Below are 16,370 nucleotides of genomic sequence, written 5' to 3'. Positions count from 1 at the left end.
CCCAGCGGGGCGGTGGGGCTCAGGCCAGGCGCGCGACGGCGGCGGCGATGCGCTCGTCGGTGGCGGTGAAGCCCACCCGCACGTGCTCCGCGCCCGCGGCGCCGTAGAACGAGCCGGGGGCCACGAGGATCCCGCGCTCGGCGAGCCACCCGACGGTGGCCCAGCAGTCCTCGCCCCGGGTCGCCCAGAGGTAGAGCGACGCCTCGGAGTGGTCGACGCGGAACCCCGCGCGCTCGAGGGCCCCGCGCAGCTCGGCGCGCCGCGCGGCGTACCGGCTGTGCTGCTCCGCCACGTGCTGGTCGTCGTAGAGGGCGGCCGCCGTCGCGGCCTGCACGGGCGCGGGCACGATGAGCCCCAGGTTCTTGCGCACGGCGAGCAGCTCGGCCACCACGACCGGGTCGCCGGCGACGAACGCCGAGCGGTAGCCCGCCAGGTTGGACCGCTTCGACAGCGAGTGCACGCTCAGCAGGCCCTCGTGGCTGCCGCCGCTCACGTCGGGGTGCAGCACGGAGACGGGCGGGCGCTCCGCGTCCCAGGCGCACTCGAGGTAGCACTCGTCGGAGACCAGCAGGGTGCCGCGCTCGCGGCACCACTCCACCACCTTGCGCAGGTGCTCGGCCGGCAGCACGCGACCCGTCGGGTTCGACGGCGAGTTCAGCCACAGCAGCGCGGGGCGCTCGGGCCCGATGGCCGTCAGCGAGTCCGCGGCCAGCACCCGGGCGCCGACGAGCGCCGCGCCCACCTCGTACGTCGGGTAGGCGAGCTCGGGGATGACGACGAGGTCGTCGGGGCCGAGCCCGAGGTGCACGGGCAGCGCGCCGATGAGCTCCTTGGAGCCGACGCTGGGGAGCACGCCGTCGAGGCCCAGGCCGGTCACGCCGAAGCGGCGGCCCAGCCAGTCCACGACCGCCTGCCGCAGCCGCGGCGTGCCGATCGTCGTCGGGTAGCCCGGCGCGTCGGAGGCGGCGGCCAGCGCGTCGCGCACCACGGCGGGCGTCGGGTCGACCGGCGTGCCGATCGAGAGGTCCACGACCCCGTCGGCGTGGGCGCGCGCCGTGGCGGCGTAGGAGGCGAGGCCGTCCCAGGGGAAGTCGGGCAGCCGGCGCGAGACCGGCTGCCGGCCCGCGGGGGTCACTCCTGGTTCTGGGGCGGCAGAGCGGCGACGAAGGGGTGGTCCGCGTCGATGGCGCCCATCTTCGCGGCGCCGCCGGGCGAGCCGAGGTCGTCGAAGAAGTTGACGTTCGCCGCGTAGTAGTCCTTCCACTCCTCCGGCGTGTCGTCCTCGTAGTAGATCGCCTCGACGGGGCAGACCGGCTCGCACGCACCGCAGTCGACGCACTCGTCGGGGTGGATGTAGAGCATCCGCTTGCCCTCGTAGATGCAGTCGACCGGGCATTCGTCGACGCACGCGCGGTCCATGACGTCCACACACGGCTGGGCGACGACGTAGGTCATCTTCGGGTCCTCCTGAGACGGGCAGGGCGGGTCGTTCTCGATCGCGCGGCGCGCTCGGGCGCACCGGCTCACCCTAGTATCCGCACGGTGACGTCCTCCGACGAACCCCAGCATGCGGGCACCCCCGGCGCTCACGGTCTCGGACCCCACGTCGTCGGCACCCGCGTCGTGGTGCGCCGCGTCGTCCCAGGTCAGGTGGGCCCCACCGGCGGTCCCGCGTTCACCGACCTCCTCGGGGTCGCCGAGCAGTGGTTTCCGTCACTCGTCGTGCGCCGCGAGGACGGCACGCGGGTCGAGGTGCCGCACGACCTCATCGTCTCCGGCAAGCCGGTGCCGCCGCGGCCGAGCCCGCGGCTGCGGGTGGACGCCGCGGCTGCCGAGCGCCAGGTGCGCCTGCTGTGGCCCGGCACCGAGCTCGAGCCGCTCGGCGGGTGGACCCTCCAGGCGTCGCCGCCCGTCGACGGCCGGCTGCGGCGGCGCACCAACTCGGTGCTCGCCGCCGGGGGGACCGACCTCTCCCCCGCCGACGCCCGGGCGCACGTCGAGGCCTGGTACGCCGAGCGCGACCGCCGCCCGCTCGCCATGGTCGTCGTCGGCTCCGCCGAGGAGGAGCTGCTCCGCGACGGCGGCTGGCGCGAGCCCGCCGACGTCGACGGCTGGCACGTGGCGCTGCAGCTGGCCTCCGTCGCGCAGGTACGGCGCGCGCTCGCCCGCCGGGGCGCGTCGCCGTACCCGGTCGTGGGCGTCACCGAGACCCACCGCGACGAGGAGCTCGTCGTGCTGGACGCCCGGGCCGAGGTCGACGGGGCCGACCGGGACGGCGAGCCGGTCCCGGTGGCGCGCGGCAGCGCGGCCGTGCGGCGCGACTGGGCCGGTGTGCACGACCTCGCGGTGGAGCCGGCGTACCGACGCACGGGGCTCGGCACCGCCGTGCTCGCGGCGCTCCTCGACGAGCTCGCCGCCCGGGGCGCGACGACGCTCGCCCTCCACGTGCTGACCACGAACACCCCCGCGCTCGCGCTCTACGAGGGGCTGGGGTTCGTCACGCACCACACGGTGACGTACCTGGCGCCGCCCGGCTGACGGCGGGCGGCGTGATCGGGCGGCTCAGCCCGTCGGGGCCGCCGGGTCCGCGATGGTCTCCTCCGGCGCGACCGGCGGCGTCGGCGCGGGCGCCGGGTCGGGCTGCGGGGAGCGGCACACGACCGAGTCCGACGGCGTGTAGGTCGTGCTGAAGACCTCCTCGCGCACGACCTCGCCGGAGCCCGGGCGCTTGAAGATGCGGGTCACGTCGACGTCGAAGCCGCGGTAGCCCGTGTGGGGCTCGCAGTCCGGGGTCGTGAGCGTGCGGGTCCGCGGCTGCGTGTAGTTGTACCGCTGCGAGGTGGTCTCCTCGATGTCCCAGACCTTGGTCGAGTACATCCGCACCGTGATCGAGCCCTGCGACCCCGGCGAGCTGGCGTCGAGCTCGGTGTCGATGAGCACGCCGTGCTCGGTGTCGTTCTTGAAGCGCAGGTCGAGCGCGCCCCACACCACGGTGGCCTCGCGGCCCACCGGGTAGCGGTCGATGTAGAACGAGTGCGGCCGGTGCTCCACGTCCTCGAGCCCGGCGAAGAACATGGCGTTGAAGAGCGTGGTCGCCATCTGCGAGACGCCGCCGCCCAGGTCCTGGCGCAGGATGCCGTCGCTGATGACGTAGCCCTCGGTGAAGCCGTTCTCGCGGGTGCGCTCGCCCACGATGCCGTTCATCGAGAACGTCTCGCCCGGCAGCAGCAGGGTGCCGTCGATCAGCTCGGCGGCGCGCCCGATGTTGGTGTTGCGGTAGGCGGCGTGGGGGTACGTCGTCGTGAACTCGCTGACGAGCTCGGTGACGCCGAGCGCCTCCGCCTCCTCGGTGGTCAGCTCCGGCTCGGCGGCCTGCGCCTCGACGACGCCCTCACGGCTGCCCTCGGGGGCGGTGACGAGGCCCTGGAACACCGACGCCAGGGTCTCGGGGAGGTAGTCGACGCCGGGCTGGGCGGGCACGACGGTGGGCCGGCCGTCCTGCAGCACGATCGTCGCGTCGACCGGGCGGCCCGGGTCGCCGACGCGGTCGTCGACGACGTCCTTGAGCACGGCCCCGTCGACGACGCCGACGAGCCCGCCGTCGCGGGCCTCCATGCGCAGCGCGGGCGAGAACTCCGCCGGGTCGAGCTCCACGGGGGTGTCGCCGAAGGTCAGCGTCACGGGCGCGGAGACGGCCGGGTCGGCGAACGCGGCGCGCGCGGCCTCGATGTCGGTGGCGTCGATGGTCGGGGTGATGTCGGCGAGCTCGAGCTCGGTGGCACCGCCCTCGGCGACGAAGGCGTCCTCGAGGCGCTGCGCGGCGGCCTCGCGGTCGAAGCCGCGGCCGGGGGTGGGCTCGGTGACGACGACCGCGCCGTCCTCGAACCCGATGGCGCCCTCGACGGCGGGCTGGCCCGCCGCCTCCTCCAGCTCGGCGAGGGCTTGCTCGACGGCCGCGGGGTCGGAGTCGACGACGGCGGGGAGGTCCTTCCCGCCGGTGAAGTAGGTCCAGAGCCGCTCGGGGCTCCAGCTGCGACGGCCGCCCGCGTCGGCGACGGACGCCTCGTGGTCGACCGCGAGGCCGAGGGCCGCCGGGTCGAGCTGCCGGCTCACGTCGGTGCCCGCCACGGTCACGTCGAGGGGCTGGGCGACGCGGTCCGCGAGGCCCTCCTCGAGGGTCGCCGCGGCCTCGTCCTGCGGCTGCCCGCCGATGTCGACGCCGGCGACCGTGGTGCCCTGGGCGACCTTGTCGCCCGCCACGAGGTACGCCGCGACGTAGAGGCCGCCGAGCACCAGCACGAGCCCGAGCAGCGAGTACGCCGCCACCCGCCGCCCGCGGCGCCGGCGCGGCGGCACGGGGTCCGCGTCGTCGGCGTGGTCCGCGTCGTCGGCGTGGAGGGTGTCGTGGCCGGTGTCGTCCGCCTCGCCGTGCGGGGCGGGGAAGCCGGGGACGAGCGGACGCTCGGCGGTGTCCGCGCGCTCCCGCTCCGGGTCGGGGCGGGTCGCGTCGTCGCGGCCGGTCAGGGGACCGGCCGCACCACCCGGCGCGGACTCGTTGGCGTCACTCACCGAGCCATAGTAAGGAAGGCGGCCCCGAGTCCGTCGCCGCGGCGTCCGGCTCACCCGTCCGGGTGGGTCCCCCGGGCGTCGGCGGGCGGGGTCCGCCGTACCGCGCCGCCCGTCGCGAGCACCACCACGCCGACGAGGGCGACGAGGAACGTGACCGCGAGCAGCGCGTAGCCGCGCACGTCCCCGGCGACGAGGTAGTCGCCCTCGGGGCGGGTCCGCAGCGCCAGCAGGACGGGCGCCACCCAGCCGAGGACGAACGGCACCACCGTGCCGCGCCGGGTGGGCACGGCGACGAGCGCCGCGACGGTGGCCGCGACCACGAGCGGCAGACCCCAGTCGTGACCGGTGACGACCACCGCGGCCGCGCCCGTCAGGGCCCCGGCGAGGAGCAGCCCGGCACCGAGCAGGAGGGCGGGCAGGGCGGCGACGGGCGCGTCGTACCGGGGTGCGGGGCCGGACCCGCTCACAGCCCCGCGAACAGGTCGTCCTCGAGCCCGTCCGCGTCGACCGGGCCCGGGCGGCCCTTGGCGAGGCGGAAGTACTCGATGCCCCACACGGCGTTGCCGAGGTTGTTCGACAGGGCGAAGAACGGCCCGTCGACGGTGATCTGCGTGGCGTGGGCGCGCATCGCGTCCATCTTCGCGTCGGCGTGCTCCGAGGCGTCGATGCGGCACGACAGGTCCTCGTCGGGCGAGCCGAACGGCATCGGTCCCTCGGGGTCGACGCCCTCGAAGGTGGTGGTGTCGCCGGCGGCGCGCAGCTTGCGCAGGCCCTCGCGCAGCTGGCTGGCCGACATGGCGCCCCAGTAGACCTTCGCGACGTCGTGGGGCTCGCCCAGGTCGCGGCGGTAGGAGGGCACGGCGGCGAGCGCGACGGCGTACGTCGCGACGCGGTGCGCCTGGATGTGGTCGGGGTGGCCGTAGCCGCCGAACTGGTCGTAGGTGACGAGCACCTGCGGACGGACCTCGCGGATGATCGCGACGAGGTGGTCGGCCGCCTCGGTGAGGTCGGCGTTCGCGAAGGCGCGCTCGTCGGTCTCGTCGGCGGCGATCGCGTGGCCGTCGGCGTGCCACTTCATGCCGGAGTCGCGGTAACGGCCGAACCCGCCGAGGAACCGGTGGTCGGTCACGCCGAGCACGCGCATCGCGTCGGCCAGCTCGCCGCGGCGGTGCTCGCCCAGCGCGTCGTCGCGGTCGGCGGCCAGGTGCTCCAGCTCGGGGACGAGCACCTCGCCCATCTCGCCGGCGGTGCAGGTGACGAGGGTGACGCCGCGGCCCTCCGCGACGTACCTGGCCATCGTGGCCCCCTGCCCGATCGTCTCGTCGTCGGGGTGGGCGTGCACCAGCATCAGGCGCTGCGCGGGTGCGGTCGTGGACTCGGACATGCCCCTGAGCGTACGGCGGCCCGCGCCGCCCCCGCGCGCTCCCCTGCGTGCTCGCCGTCGGTGTTCGGTCGGTGTTCGCGGCCGGGTCGCGGTAGGAGCGGTAGTGGATCGCTACCGCTGGCACCGCGACTCGGGTCAGGCGGGCGGGGTGGTGGGCGGGCCGGCGGGTGGGCGCTTGATCCGCTTGGGGGCGGCGGGGAGGTCCAGCGGCGGGAGCGGCGGGGCCGGGGCCTCCGGGGGCGCCTCGTCCAGCCAGCCGTCGAGGTCGTCGACCACGACCTCGAGCACGAACGCCGGCGCGTCGGTCAGCACCGCCCAGGGGTGGTCCTCGTCGTCGTCCTCACCGGCGAGGCGCTCGCGGACTACCTCCGCGTCGTACCCGTCCCGGCGCAGCCGCGCCGCCGCCTCCTCGGCGTCGTCGTCGCTGAAGAAGATGGCCCGCACGGGGCCATCATGCCGCGCTGCCTTCCGCGCCCCCGTTCGTGGTAGCAGCGCCAGACATTCCGCGGCGCTGCCACCACGAACCGCACTGGGACCGCGCGGCCCGCCGTTCGTGGTACCAGCGCCAGACATTTCGCGGCGCTGCTACCACGAACCGGGGTCAGGCGGCGCGGGGCATCGACGGCACCCCGAGCGCCCGCAGGTCGGCCATGACCGCGTGGGCCTCGGTCCGCAGCTCCGCGGTCGTGCACCGCACGATGATCCGGCCGGGGGTCGACAGCCTCCGGGTACGCCGCAGGTCGTCGCGCCACGCGGCGTAGTCCATGTGGAACGCGCCGTCGACCTCGAGGACGAGGACCATGCCGTCGGCCAGGTCCCACTCGGCGTCGGTGTACCGGGCTGCCCCGCTGCTGTCGGTACGGCGCGTCTGCCGGCGGGGCGGGGCCAGCCCGGCCTCCCGGCAGATCCGGACCAGGTCGACCTCCGCGCCCGACCCCGATCCACCCGCGACGTCGGCGAGGACGGCCAGGAGCAGCCGGCGCCGCGGGAGCCGGGGCAACCTCTCGTCGAGCCAGGCGGAGAGGGCCTGCGCGGTGCTGACCCGCTGCTGCACGACGGCGGCGACGAGCCCCGTGGCCGACCGGTCGTCCCGCAGCGCACCCGCCAGCAGCAGGGCCGCCGGCTCGACGTCCAGCACGTCCCAGCCCTGGCGGCGCACCACCCAGTCGGAGAAGGGCCGGCGGGACCGGAAGTAGCGCACGCCCTCGACGCTGGCGTGCCCGGGCGCGGCGACCACGACGGTCACCTCGTCGGCGGCCCAGCCGCGGAGCCCGTGCACCTCGAGCGCGGTGCGCCCGGCGAGCGCCGCGGGACCCTGGGCGTTCAGGAGGCCGAGCCAGCGTCGCTGGTCCACGGAGAGGGGGCCGGTCGTGAGGCTGAGGACCGTCCCGCTGCGTGCGGCCCAGCGCCCGGTGGCCACGCGGCGGTGCACGACGTCGCGGTGGACGCCCAGGTCGTTCAGCTGCCGGCGGCTGACCAGGCCGGCCTGGCGCGCGGCCAGCTGCTCGACCGCGCGTTCCCGGCGCCGGCGCGCCGCCCGCAGCTGCGCCGTACCCCCGACCTCGTCCCCGCCGTCCCCCACGGGCGGCAGTCAACCGGTGTCCGGCCCCGCGCGCCGGGCCCCGTCCACAGGTCCGGCACCGTCCCGGTTCGTGGTAGCAGCGCCACGGAATGTCTGGCGCTGCTACCACGAACGGGCGAAGCAGGCGAGGAGAAGCCTCAGGAGATGACGCGCAGGCGCACGGTGCCGTCGATGTCCCGCAGCGCCGCCAGGGCGGCGTCGGGGATCGGCGAGTCGGTGTCGGTCACGGCGTAGCCGAGGTCACCGCGCGTCGCGAGCGACTGGTAGCCGATGTTGATCTCGTGGCGGCCCAGCACGTCGTTGAGCGCCGCGAGGACGCCCGGCACGTTCTGGTGCAGGTGCGTGATGCGCTGGGTGTGCGGGGTGCGCTCGGGCATGAGGGTCGGCATGTTCACCGACAGCGAGGTCGCGCCGCGGCGCACGTAGTCGCGCAGCTTGCCGCCGACGAAGCGCCCGATGTCCTCCTGCGCCTCCTCGGTGGAGCCACCCACGTGCGGGGTCAGGATCACGTTGGGCAGGTTGCGCAGCGGCGAGTCGAACGCGTCGCCGCGCTTCTTCGGCTCCTTGGGGAACACGTCGACCGCGGCACCGGCGAGGTGCCCCGAGACGAGCGCGGCCCGCAGCGCGTCGTAGTCCACGACGAACCCGCGCGAGAGGTTGAGGAACAGCGAGCGCGGCCGCATCATCGCGAACTCGGCCGCCCCGAACACCCCGGCGTTGGCCTCGCGGCCGTCGACGTGGAGCGTCACGGTCTCGGCGACCTCGAGCAGCTCGGCCAGCGAGCTGCAGCGCGTCGCGTTGCCGAGCGCCAGGCGGTCGTCGACGTCGTAGAAGTAGACGCGCATGCCCAGCGCCTCGGCGACCACCGACAGCTGCGAGCCGATGTTGCCGTAGCCCACGATGCCGAGCGAGCGCCCGCGGATCTCGTGGCTGCCGTCGGCCGACTTGTCCCACACGCCCGCGTGCAGCGCCTTGTCGCGCTCGGTGAGGCGGCGCGCCATCGCGATGATGTTGGCGATCGCGAGCTCCACCACGGAGCGGGTGTTGGAGTACGGCGCGTTGAACGTCGCCACGCCGAGCGTCGCGGCGCGGGCGAGGTCGATCTGGTTGGTGCCGATGCAGAAGGCACCGATGGCCGTCAGGTCGGGGCGCGCGTCGAGCACGCGCTGCGTGACCTCGGTCTTGGAGCGGATGCCGAGCAGGTCGACGCCCTCGAGGGCCGCGATCAGCTCGTCCTCGTCGAGCGCACCGGAGTGCTCCTCGACGTCGAAGCCGGCCTCCGTGAGGATCTTGCCGGCGGTCGGGTGCAGGTTCTCCAGCAGCAGGGCTCTCACGTCCCCTACTTTCCCACCCCGGGCGGGCCCGGAGCACATCCGCGCGGATGGTGGGACGACCGCCCGGTTCGTACCGTGGCGAGATGACCACCCCACTCCTCGTGCGCCGCAGCGCGTCGCGCCGTGCCCTCGTCGACGAGCTCGCCCGGCGGTACGGCGGACGCCCCGGCCTCGGCGCCCTCCTCGCCGACCTGCCGAGCCGCGCCCACCGGGCCCCGTGGGCGCGTCTCCTGGGCCACCGGGTGGAGCAGGCGTGGGGCTGGGAGGCCGCGGACCGCCGTACCGCGCAGTGGTGGCCCCAGGGCGTCACGACCTCCGGCGACGCCACCGCGCTCGGCACCACGCCCGCCGGTCTCGGCGGACGGCGGGTGGCGGTGGTGAGCTGGTACGCCAAGCCCGTGCCCGGCCCCGGCGGGAAGGACGAGAACCACGGCGTCCGCCTCACGTTCCTCGACCTGGAGACCCTGCGCTACCGCCACGTGCTGCTGATGAGGCCGGTACGGCGCGACGACGGGCAGGTGGGCCTCGACCCGGTCACCGCCCACGCGGGCGGCATCGTGTGGACCGGGTCGTGGATCCACGTCGCGGCGACCGGGAAGGGTTGCGTGTCGGCGCACGTCGACGACCTGCTGTGGCTGCCCGAGGGCGAGGAGGACACCGCCCACGGCCACCGCTGGGTGCTGCCGACCCGCGTCGACCACCGCGGCGGGGTCGAGGAGACGGCACCGACGAGCGCGCAGCCCGGCGCCGAGGTGGAGCGGCTGCGCTGGTCGTTCCTCTCCCTGGCCGCCGAGGGCCGGCAGGGGCCGTCGCTGCTGGTGGGCGAGTACGGCCGCGGTGACGCCTCGACTCGGGTGGCGCGCTTCCCGCTGAGCCCGGAGGGTCTGCCGGCGGGCTCGCCCGGCGACCGCCGCACCACCTACGCCAGCGAGGTCGTCGAGACCGGCGTGAAGGGCATGCAGGGCGTCGCCGACGTCGCGGGCCGCCTCCACGTCACGACCTCCCACGGCCCGTGGGGCGCGGGCAGCCTCGTGACCGCGCAGCACGGGACGGGCCTCGACGGGGCCCGCTGGCGGCGCACCGCCGCCGCGACACCCATGGGCCCGGAGGACCTGTCGTGGTCGCTGGGCCGCCTGTGGGTGCCGACCGAGCACCCGCGGCGCCGGTGGCTGGTCGCGTTGCGACCCGCGGGCTGAGGGCGCTGCGACCCGTGGGCTGAGGGCTCAGCCCCGCGGGACGCGGGCGAGCTGGCGCGCCTGGGCGACGAGGCGGCCGGCGGAGTCCCAGATCTCGCAGTCCTCCTCGAAGAACCCGCCCGCGACGTTGCGGGTGGCCTGGCGCATGCGCAGCCACCCGGGAGCGGGCACGGCGCGCACGTGCGCCGTCAGCTGCACGGTCGGCGCCCAGCCCGGGCGGCCGAGGTCGAAGGTGACGGGCGGCATCGCGTCGAGGGTCATCAGCAGCGACAGCGGGTCGGGCTCCCGGTCGGCGAGGCGGAACCAGGCCTGCAGCTCGCCGCGGCCCGAGGGGCGCCCGGCGATCCACCCGGCGCTGGCGGGGTCGAAGCGCATCTCGAACCGCTCGACGAGCGGCGCCAGGCGGCGGAACTCCTCGGGCGCGGACGCCGAGGCGAGGCACTCCTCGACCGGGGGCAGGGCGGGCGGGGCACCCGTCGTACCCACCTCGTCGGTGAGCCCCGTCAGGTCGCCGAACGTGGCGAGGGCGGTGATGCGCAGCGCACCCTCCTGGGCCAGCTCGGCCGCGACGGTGGTGAGGGTGCCGCGGCGCACGACGCGGGTGACGACCTCGGCCGGGCCCTCGGTGCAGGCACCGACGTACGTCGCGGCCACCACGACCGGGTCGGGCCGCTCCGGCACCGTCGCCCGGACCGCGGAACCCAGCAGGGCCAGCAGGAAGCCGCCGTTGATGCCGCCCCCCACGGACCAGCCGCCCGGCAGGCGGGCGCCGAAGCGGCGCTCGTCGTCGCCGGCCTGCCCGGCGGTCGGGGACAGGGTCAGGTCGCGGTCGAACGCGGACTCCTCGCTCACGGCGCGGAGCCTAACCGCGCACGAATCGGCGCCGACGGCCCCCCGCCCCTAGACTCCTGGAGGCCCCTCGGGGCTTCCCACCCTTCGACGGAAGCGACGCATCCTCACCATGACCACCCTCCGCTCCGACCTGCGCAACGTCGCGATCGTCGCGCACGTCGACCACGGCAAGACGACCCTCGTCGACGCGATGCTCCGCCAGGCGGGCGCCTTCACCGCCCACCAGGCCGAGAGCGTGGCCGAGCGCGTCATGGACTCCGGGGACCTCGAGCGCGAGAAGGGCATCACGATCCTCGCGAAGAACACCGCGGTCCACTACGCCGGCCCCGCGGCCGACGGCAAGCCGATGACGATCAACATCATCGACACCCCGGGCCACGCCGACTTCGGCGGCGAGGTGGAGCGCGGCCTGTCGATGGTCGACGGCATCGTGCTCCTCGTCGACGCCTCCGAGGGCCCGCTGCCCCAGACGCGCTTCGTGCTGCGCAAGGCGCTCAACGCCGACATGCCGGTGATCCTGGTCGTCAACAAGACCGACCGTGGCGACGCCCGCATCGCCGAGGTCGTCGACGAGACCTACGAGCTGTTCATGGACCTGCTCGACGACAGCCACAGCCAGGACGCGCTCGACTTCCCCGTCGTCTACGCGTCGGGCCGCGCCGGTGTCGCCGGTCTCGACCAGCCGGAGAACGGCGAGCTGCCCGACTCCCCCGACCTCGAGCCGCTCTTCAAGACGATCCTCGAGACCATCCCCGCGCCGACCTACACCGAGGGCGCGCCGCTGCAGGCGCACGTCACGAACCTCGACTCCTCCCCGTTCCTCGGTCGCCTCGCGCTGCTGCGCATCCACGAGGGCAACCTGAAGAAGGGCCAGACCGTCGCGTGGATGCGGCGCGACGGCGAGGTCAAGAACGTGCGGATCACCGAGCTCCTCGTCACCGAGGGCCTCGAGCGCAAGCCCGGCGAGTCGGCCGGCCCCGGCGACATCGTCGCGGTGGCGGGCATCCCCGACATCACCATCGGCGAGACGCTGGCCGACCCGGAGAACCCGAAGGCGCTGCCGCTCATCCACGTCGACGAGCCGGCCATCTCGATGGTCATCGGCACCAACACCTCGCCGCTCGTGGGCCGGGTCAAGGGCTCGAAGGTCACCGCGCGCCTCGTGAAGGACCGCCTCGACTCCGAGCTCATCGGCAACGTGAGCCTCCGCGTGCTCCCCACCGAGCGTCCCGACGCCTGGGAGGTGCAGGGCCGCGGCGAGCTGGCGCTGGCCATCCTCGTCGAGCAGATGCGCCGCGAGGGCTTCGAGCTCACCGTCGGCAAGCCGCAGGTGGTCACGAAGGAGATCGACGGCAAGCTCCACGAGCCCGTCGAGCGCCTGACGATCGACGCGCCGGAGGAGTACCTCGGCACGATCACCGAGCTGCTCGCGACCCGCAAGGGCCGCATGGAGCAGATGACGAACCACGGCACCGGCTGGGTCCGCATGGAGTTCCTCGTGCCCGCGCGCGGCCTCATCGGCTTCCGCACCGAGTTCCTCACCGACACCCGCGGCACGGGCATCGCCCACCACATCTCCGAGGGCTACGAGCCGTGGGCCGGCGAGATCCGCTCCCGCAACAACGGCTCGCTCGTCGCCGACCGCAAGGGTGCCGCGACGGCGTACGCCATGACCTCGCTGCAGGAGCGCGGCGTCATGTTCGTCGAGCCCGCGACCGAGGTCTACGAGGGCATGATCGTCGGCGAGAACTCCCGCGCCGACGACATGGACGTCAACATCACCAAGGAGAAGCAGCAGACCAACATCCGGTCCGCCACCTCCGACAACTTCGAGAAGCTGATCCCGCCGAAGAAGCTGTCTCTGGAGCAGTGCCTCGAGTTCTGCCGCGACGACGAGTGCGTCGAGGTCACGCCCGAGATGGTGCGCATCCGCAAGGTCGTCCTCGACCAGAACGAGCGCGCCAAGATCACCTCGCGCGCCCGCAAGTCGAAGTGATCCCCGGCGCCCCGCGCGCCTGATCCACCACCGCCCCGCCCGGGTCACCCGGGCGGGGCGGTGTCGTTCGTGGGTTGGTGCGTAAGTGGGGGGTCCCGGGGGGCTCAGGCGGCGCGCAGCCGCACGACCCAGTACTGAACGCCGTACGGCGCCGCGTCGTGCAGCACCTGCGCCGTCCAGCTGAGCCCGGTCGCGGCGACGGCGGCGAGGTGGCGCCCTAGCGCGGCGAGCGGTGCCACGTCGGCCCACAGCTCGGCACCGAGCGCGAGGTCGAGCCGGGCCAGGCGCTCGGCATCGGCGGACGCCAGGGCGGTCCCGACGGCGGCGTCGAAGGCCTCGGCGCGCTCGTCGAGGTGGCCGGGGGCCTTCTCGGTGCGGGTCGCCGAGCCGTTGGCCACGACGAGCAGGCGCTCGGCGTCGGCGGGCACGTCGCCGTCGACCTCGCACGCCGGCCGGGCACCGGCCTCGGCCAGCAGGTGCCGCGCGACCCGCAGGCCGACCGTGGGGCCGGCGCTGCGCCGTACCTGCTCAGGGGTGGGCGGGCTCGCGAGCACCGTGACGGGCTGCGGGGGCTCCCCCACCAGCTCCGGTACGGCGGAGCGCACCGCCCGGCGCAGCTGCGCCACCGGGTCGACGAGCCCGGCGTGCTCGGGCAGCAGCGCGGGCACGGCCGGGACGACCAGGACCTCGGGAGCGGGCACCTCAGCCGCCGTGGTGCGGCGGCACCTGCGCGCGCAGCCAGGCGTCGCCGGCGTCCTCGCCGGCCCGGGAGCCGTCGCGGTCGTCGCGGTCGTCGCTCGTCTGCTCCGGCAGCGTCTCGCCGAAGACGGCCGCCAGGCGCCGGCGGCGCTGCTCGGGCGACTCGAGGACGTCCGGGGTGCCCGACCCGGCCGGACCCGACGCCGGCATCAAGCGCACAGGCCGTTCTGCGCGGCGATCTCCTCGGGCGTCAGCGACTCGGCCGGGTCCTCGTCGGTCGGCTCGGAGGTGGCGGAGTCGGTGCCCGTGGGCTCGTCGGTCGCGGACGAGGTCGGCGGAGCTGTGGTGCTCGGCGCGGCGCTCGCGCTGCCGCCGGGCGCGATCGTGCCGGCCGAGTCCTCCGCGGTGATGGCCTCGCCGAGGAACTGCTGCGTCAGGGGCTGGTCGGTGCGCACGAGCTCCCAGAGGTCGTCGGCGTCCTCCGACCACACGAGGCGGTTCGGGTTGGGCTCGTACTCCTCGTTGGGCACGGTGATGAACGTGATCTGGTCGAGCCCGATGCCGTTGAGCTGCAGACCGAGGTCGGCGAGCTTGGCGAGGCTGCGGTAGTCCGACGAGATCGTCATCGAGCCCGTCACCGCCTCGAGGAAGGAGTAGACCCGGTTGGGGTTGGTGAGGGTCTCGGCCGAGACGACCTTGTTGGCCATCGAGGCGAGGAACGCCTGCTGCCGCTTCATCCGGCCGAGGTCGCCGTTGGGAGACCCCTGGTGCCGCTCGCGCACGTAGTCGAGAGCCTGCTCGCCCGTGGCGTTGTAGGTGCCCTCCGGGAGGCTGATGTTGAACTCCTCGTCCTCGATCTCGTTCGGCACGCAGATCTCGACGCCGTCGATCGCGTCGACCATCCGCTCGAAGCCGTCGAAGTCCATCTCGACGACGGCGTCGATCGGGACGTCCGTGAGGGTCTCGAGGGTCTTCACCGTGCAGATCGCGCCGCCGGCGTTGTAGGCGGTGTTGAACATCGCCATCTCCTCGCCGGGCACCGTCTCGGAGTCGTCGTCGATGCAGTCGGGCCGGTCGACGAGCGCGTCGCGCGGCAGGCTGATGCCGTACGCGAAGTCCCGGTCCGCCGACACGTGCATGAGGATCGTCGTGTCGGAGCGCCGGCCGCCCTCGTCCGGCTTGTCGGAGCCGACGAGGAGGATGTCGAGGGGCTCGCCGTCGGCCACCTCCTCGGGCCGCTCGTAGTCGAACTGCTCCTCCTCGTTCGCGAACTCGCCGAGGTTGCCCTCGAGTTGGCGGTAGAGGAAGGTGACGCTCAGCGCCGTGACGAGGGCCAGGGTGAACGCCGTCGCGAGGACGGCGCGCAGCACCGTGTGCCGGCGCTTGCGCTGCGCACGCCGCTTGGGGGTGGACATGGATCTGCTCCTGGATGCTCGTCGGGCCACGCGAAATCTACGCGGAACCGCCAAGCGACGAGACATCCACGCATGGACCGGGCCCCGCGCGGGTACCGCACCCCTTCGCCGTACGGCGACACCCACCGCCCTGCCCACCGCCCTGCCCACCGGCCTGCCCACCGCCCTGCGGGGGCCCCGCGCACCGGTGGCAAGATTGCCCGCGCGGCCCCAGTAGCTCAGCGGATAGAGCAGCCGCCTCCTAAGCGAAAGGTCGCAGGTTCGACTCCTGCCTGGGGCACCACGCCGTACCCCGCAGCGCCCCGGCCGGCGCCCCGCGTCGGACCACCGCCCTGGGGGTACCGGCCCGGCACGGCGCCCGGGTCCCCGCGCGCCGCCGCACGAGAGCCATCGAGGAGCCCCATGTCGACCGACGCGATCGTCCTCCTCAAGGACGACCACCAGCAGATCCTCAAGACCTTCTCCGACTTCGAGGCCGCCGGCGAGAACGCGCTGAAGACGAAGCAGCGTCTCGTCGACCGGATGATCGAGCTGCTCACGGTGCACACCTACATCGAGAACGAGGTGATGTACCCCCGCGTCCGCGAGCTCGTGCCGGACCTCGAGGACGACGTCCTGGAGTCCTACGAGGAGCACCACGTGGCCGACCTGCTCGTCGTGGAGCTCGCCGCCCTGACGCCCGAGGCCGAGCGCTTCGACGCGAAGACCACGGTGCTGATCGAGAACGTGCGCCACCACATCGCCGAGGAGGAGGACGAGTGGTTCCCGAAGGTCCGTGAGGCCCTCGGCCGCTCCGTCCTGCAGGACATCGGCGCCGAGATGATCGAGGCCAAGAAGTCGGCGCCGCGCCGCCCCTCGCAGCCGAGCGCGCTGAAGAAGACGATCGACGCCGTCATCAAGTAGGCGCCGGCACCACCTAACGGCCGGGCCGCCGCCACCGCGCGGCCCGGCCGTCGTGGCGGTGCAGCGGGACCTGTGACGCGCGGCGCTCAGCGCAGCGGCCGGCCGGCGTGGTCGAGCACCCGGCGGGCGACGCTCCCCTCCGGGGCCCGCACCTCGACGGCGATCCCCAGCGCGTGGGCGACGCGGACGCCGCCGTCGAGCTCCCGCACCCCGGCGGGGTGGAGCTGCTCCACCTCGGCGAGGTCGACGACGAGCCGCCGCACGTCGGTGAGCGCGGCCATCTCCAGGAACCCGCGCAGGTTGCGGGCACCGCGGACGTCGACCACCCCGCGCACGCAGACGGTGGCGCTCGCGAGATCGAACGTGATCTCGAGCGATCGTTCCTGCTGGTCCACGGTGCACCTACGCGGCCGGTACGGCGGGCGCCCTGTTCTCGAGCA

Annotated in this window: 17 protein-coding genes and 1 tRNA gene; 5 read left to right on the top strand and 13 right to left on the bottom strand. The window is 74.4% G+C overall.

Annotated features, from left to right (window positions below; all coding sequences use genetic code 11):
• Nucleotides 1–19 precede the first annotated feature (19 nt).
• Together dapC and fdxA are read right to left on the bottom strand one after the other, a co-directional pair.
• Complete coding sequence (gene dapC / locus ACOACO_RS16165; protein ID WP_420297320.1) at nucleotides 20–1,135, bottom strand: succinyldiaminopimelate transaminase; 1,116 nt, start codon at nucleotides 1,133–1,135, stop codon at nucleotides 20–22.
• The gene (gene fdxA / locus ACOACO_RS16160) at nucleotides 1,132–1,455 is read right to left on the bottom strand and encodes a ferredoxin (RefSeq protein ID WP_277499783.1); all 324 of its coding nucleotides are present in this window, start codon (nucleotides 1,453–1,455) and stop codon (nucleotides 1,132–1,134) included. Before fdxA ends, dapC begins: the two co-directional genes overlap by 4 nt.
• A gap of 87 nt (nucleotides 1,456–1,542) precedes the next feature.
• Here fdxA and ACOACO_RS16155 point away from each other — a divergent pair, with 87 nt between their 5' ends.
• Nucleotides 1,543–2,538 (top strand): GNAT family N-acetyltransferase, encoded by a 996-nt coding sequence (locus tag ACOACO_RS16155; protein ID WP_420297319.1) that lies wholly within the window; start codon nucleotides 1,543–1,545, stop codon nucleotides 2,536–2,538.
• Between the two features lie 24 nt (nucleotides 2,539–2,562).
• Here ACOACO_RS16155 and ACOACO_RS16150 read toward each other — a convergent pair whose 3' ends face one another.
• The 6 genes from ACOACO_RS16150 to serA all read right to left on the bottom strand — a co-directional run bounded on the left by ACOACO_RS16150 (nucleotide 2,563) and on the right by serA (nucleotide 8,869).
• Complete coding sequence (locus tag ACOACO_RS16150; protein ID WP_420297318.1) at nucleotides 2,563–4,569, bottom strand: VanW family protein; 2,007 nt, start codon at nucleotides 4,567–4,569, stop codon at nucleotides 2,563–2,565.
• Between the two features lie 50 nt (nucleotides 4,570–4,619).
• On the bottom strand, nucleotides 4,620–5,036 hold the full coding sequence (locus tag ACOACO_RS16145) for a hypothetical protein (RefSeq protein WP_420297317.1): 417 nt from the start codon (nucleotides 5,034–5,036) through the stop codon (nucleotides 4,620–4,622).
• Nucleotides 5,033–5,953 carry an N-acetyl-1-D-myo-inositol-2-amino-2-deoxy-alpha-D-glucopyranoside deacetylase gene (gene mshB, locus ACOACO_RS16140; protein WP_420297316.1) on the bottom strand — a complete coding sequence of 307 codons (921 nt, stop codon included), beginning with the start codon at nucleotides 5,951–5,953 and terminating at the stop codon, nucleotides 5,033–5,035. The genes ACOACO_RS16145 and mshB overlap by 4 nt, the downstream gene beginning before the upstream one ends.
• A gap of 135 nt (nucleotides 5,954–6,088) precedes the next feature.
• Nucleotides 6,089–6,397, bottom strand: coding sequence for a hypothetical protein (locus tag ACOACO_RS16135; protein ID WP_420297315.1), 309 nt, complete (start codon nucleotides 6,395–6,397; stop codon nucleotides 6,089–6,091).
• Between the two features lie 157 nt (nucleotides 6,398–6,554).
• Nucleotides 6,555–7,535, bottom strand: a complete 981-nt coding sequence (locus ACOACO_RS16130) for a hypothetical protein (protein ID WP_420297314.1) — start codon at nucleotides 7,533–7,535, stop codon at nucleotides 6,555–6,557.
• 137 nt (nucleotides 7,536–7,672) lie between these two features.
• The gene (gene serA, locus ACOACO_RS16125) at nucleotides 7,673–8,869 is read right to left on the bottom strand and encodes a phosphoglycerate dehydrogenase (protein WP_420297313.1); all 1,197 of its coding nucleotides are present in this window, start codon (nucleotides 8,867–8,869) and stop codon (nucleotides 7,673–7,675) included.
• An 83-nt stretch (nucleotides 8,870–8,952) separates the two neighbouring features.
• Here serA and ACOACO_RS16120 point away from each other — a divergent pair, with 83 nt between their 5' ends.
• A complete protein-coding gene (locus ACOACO_RS16120; RefSeq protein ID WP_420297312.1) occupies nucleotides 8,953–10,065 on the top strand; it encodes a hypothetical protein in 1,113 nt (370 codons plus the stop codon).
• A gap of 27 nt (nucleotides 10,066–10,092) precedes the next feature.
• Here the strand turns inward: ACOACO_RS16120 and ACOACO_RS16115 are convergent, their stop codons facing one another.
• On the bottom strand, nucleotides 10,093–10,917 hold the full coding sequence (locus ACOACO_RS16115; RefSeq protein ID WP_420297311.1) for a thioesterase family protein: 825 nt from the start codon (nucleotides 10,915–10,917) through the stop codon (nucleotides 10,093–10,095).
• Between the two features lie 109 nt (nucleotides 10,918–11,026).
• Here ACOACO_RS16115 and typA point away from each other — a divergent pair, with 109 nt between their 5' ends.
• Nucleotides 11,027–12,913 carry a translational GTPase TypA gene (typA, locus tag ACOACO_RS16110; protein WP_420297310.1) on the top strand — a complete coding sequence of 629 codons (1,887 nt, stop codon included), beginning with the start codon at nucleotides 11,027–11,029 and terminating at the stop codon, nucleotides 12,911–12,913.
• 104 nt (nucleotides 12,914–13,017) lie between these two features.
• Here the strand turns inward: typA and ACOACO_RS16105 are convergent, their stop codons facing one another.
• From ACOACO_RS16105 to ACOACO_RS16095, 3 genes are read right to left on the bottom strand one after another with little or no spacing between them, the layout of a single operon-like run.
• Nucleotides 13,018–13,614 (bottom strand): hypothetical protein, encoded by a 597-nt coding sequence (locus ACOACO_RS16105; protein WP_420297309.1) that lies wholly within the window; start codon nucleotides 13,612–13,614, stop codon nucleotides 13,018–13,020.
• A 1-nt stretch (nucleotide 13,615) separates the two neighbouring features.
• Nucleotides 13,616–13,822 (bottom strand): hypothetical protein, encoded by a 207-nt coding sequence (locus ACOACO_RS16100; protein ID WP_420297308.1) that lies wholly within the window; start codon nucleotides 13,820–13,822, stop codon nucleotides 13,616–13,618.
• Nucleotides 13,822–15,027, bottom strand: a complete 1,206-nt coding sequence (locus ACOACO_RS16095) for an LCP family protein (protein ID WP_420297307.1) — start codon at nucleotides 15,025–15,027, stop codon at nucleotides 13,822–13,824. Before ACOACO_RS16095 ends, ACOACO_RS16100 begins: the two co-directional genes overlap by 1 nt.
• A 207-nt stretch (nucleotides 15,028–15,234) precedes the next feature.
• Between ACOACO_RS16095 and ACOACO_RS16090 the strand changes: the two genes are divergently transcribed.
• Nucleotides 15,235–15,310 (top strand) — tRNA-Arg (locus ACOACO_RS16090).
• 119 nt (nucleotides 15,311–15,429) lie between these two features.
• Entirely contained in the window at nucleotides 15,430–15,930 is a 501-nt protein-coding gene (locus ACOACO_RS16085) for a hemerythrin domain-containing protein (RefSeq protein WP_420297306.1), read from the top strand.
• An 86-nt stretch (nucleotides 15,931–16,016) separates the two neighbouring features.
• Here the strand turns inward: ACOACO_RS16085 and ACOACO_RS16080 are convergent, their stop codons facing one another.
• Nucleotides 16,017–16,325: an STAS domain-containing protein gene (locus ACOACO_RS16080; RefSeq protein WP_420297305.1), complete on the bottom strand. Its 309-nt coding sequence runs from the start codon at nucleotides 16,323–16,325 to the stop codon at nucleotides 16,017–16,019.
• Between the last annotated feature and the right edge of the window lie 45 nt (nucleotides 16,326–16,370).

The organism is Nocardioides sp. CPCC 205120, assembly GCF_048654585.1.
In the GTDB taxonomy this organism is placed as follows: Bacteria; Actinomycetota; Actinomycetes; order Propionibacteriales; family Nocardioidaceae; genus Nocardioides.
The sequence above is the reverse complement of the archived record's forward strand: the minus strand, read 5'-3'. Positions and strand labels throughout refer to the sequence as shown.

What these genes read in the sequence shown, in the direction of transcription:
- ACOACO_RS16095 (WP_420297307.1), bottom strand. Translation starts at nt 15,027, where the DNA reads ATGTCCACCCCCAAGCGGCGTGCGCAGCGCAAGCGCCGGCACACGGTG.
- typA (WP_420297310.1), top strand. Translation starts at nt 11,027, where the DNA reads ATGACCACCCTCCGCTCCGACCTGCGCAACGTCGCGATCGTCGCGCAC.
- mshB (WP_420297316.1), bottom strand. Translation starts at nt 5,953, where the DNA reads ATGTCCGAGTCCACGACCGCACCCGCGCAGCGCCTGATGCTGGTGCAC.
- fdxA (WP_277499783.1), bottom strand. Translation starts at nt 1,455, where the DNA reads ATGACCTACGTCGTCGCCCAGCCGTGTGTGGACGTCATGGACCGCGCG.
- ACOACO_RS16085 (WP_420297306.1), top strand. Translation starts at nt 15,430, where the DNA reads ATGTCGACCGACGCGATCGTCCTCCTCAAGGACGACCACCAGCAGATC.
- ACOACO_RS16120 (WP_420297312.1), top strand. Translation starts at nt 8,953, where the DNA reads ATGACCACCCCACTCCTCGTGCGCCGCAGCGCGTCGCGCCGTGCCCTC.
- ACOACO_RS16100 (WP_420297308.1), bottom strand. Translation starts at nt 13,822, where the DNA reads ATGCCGGCGTCGGGTCCGGCCGGGTCGGGCACCCCGGACGTCCTCGAG.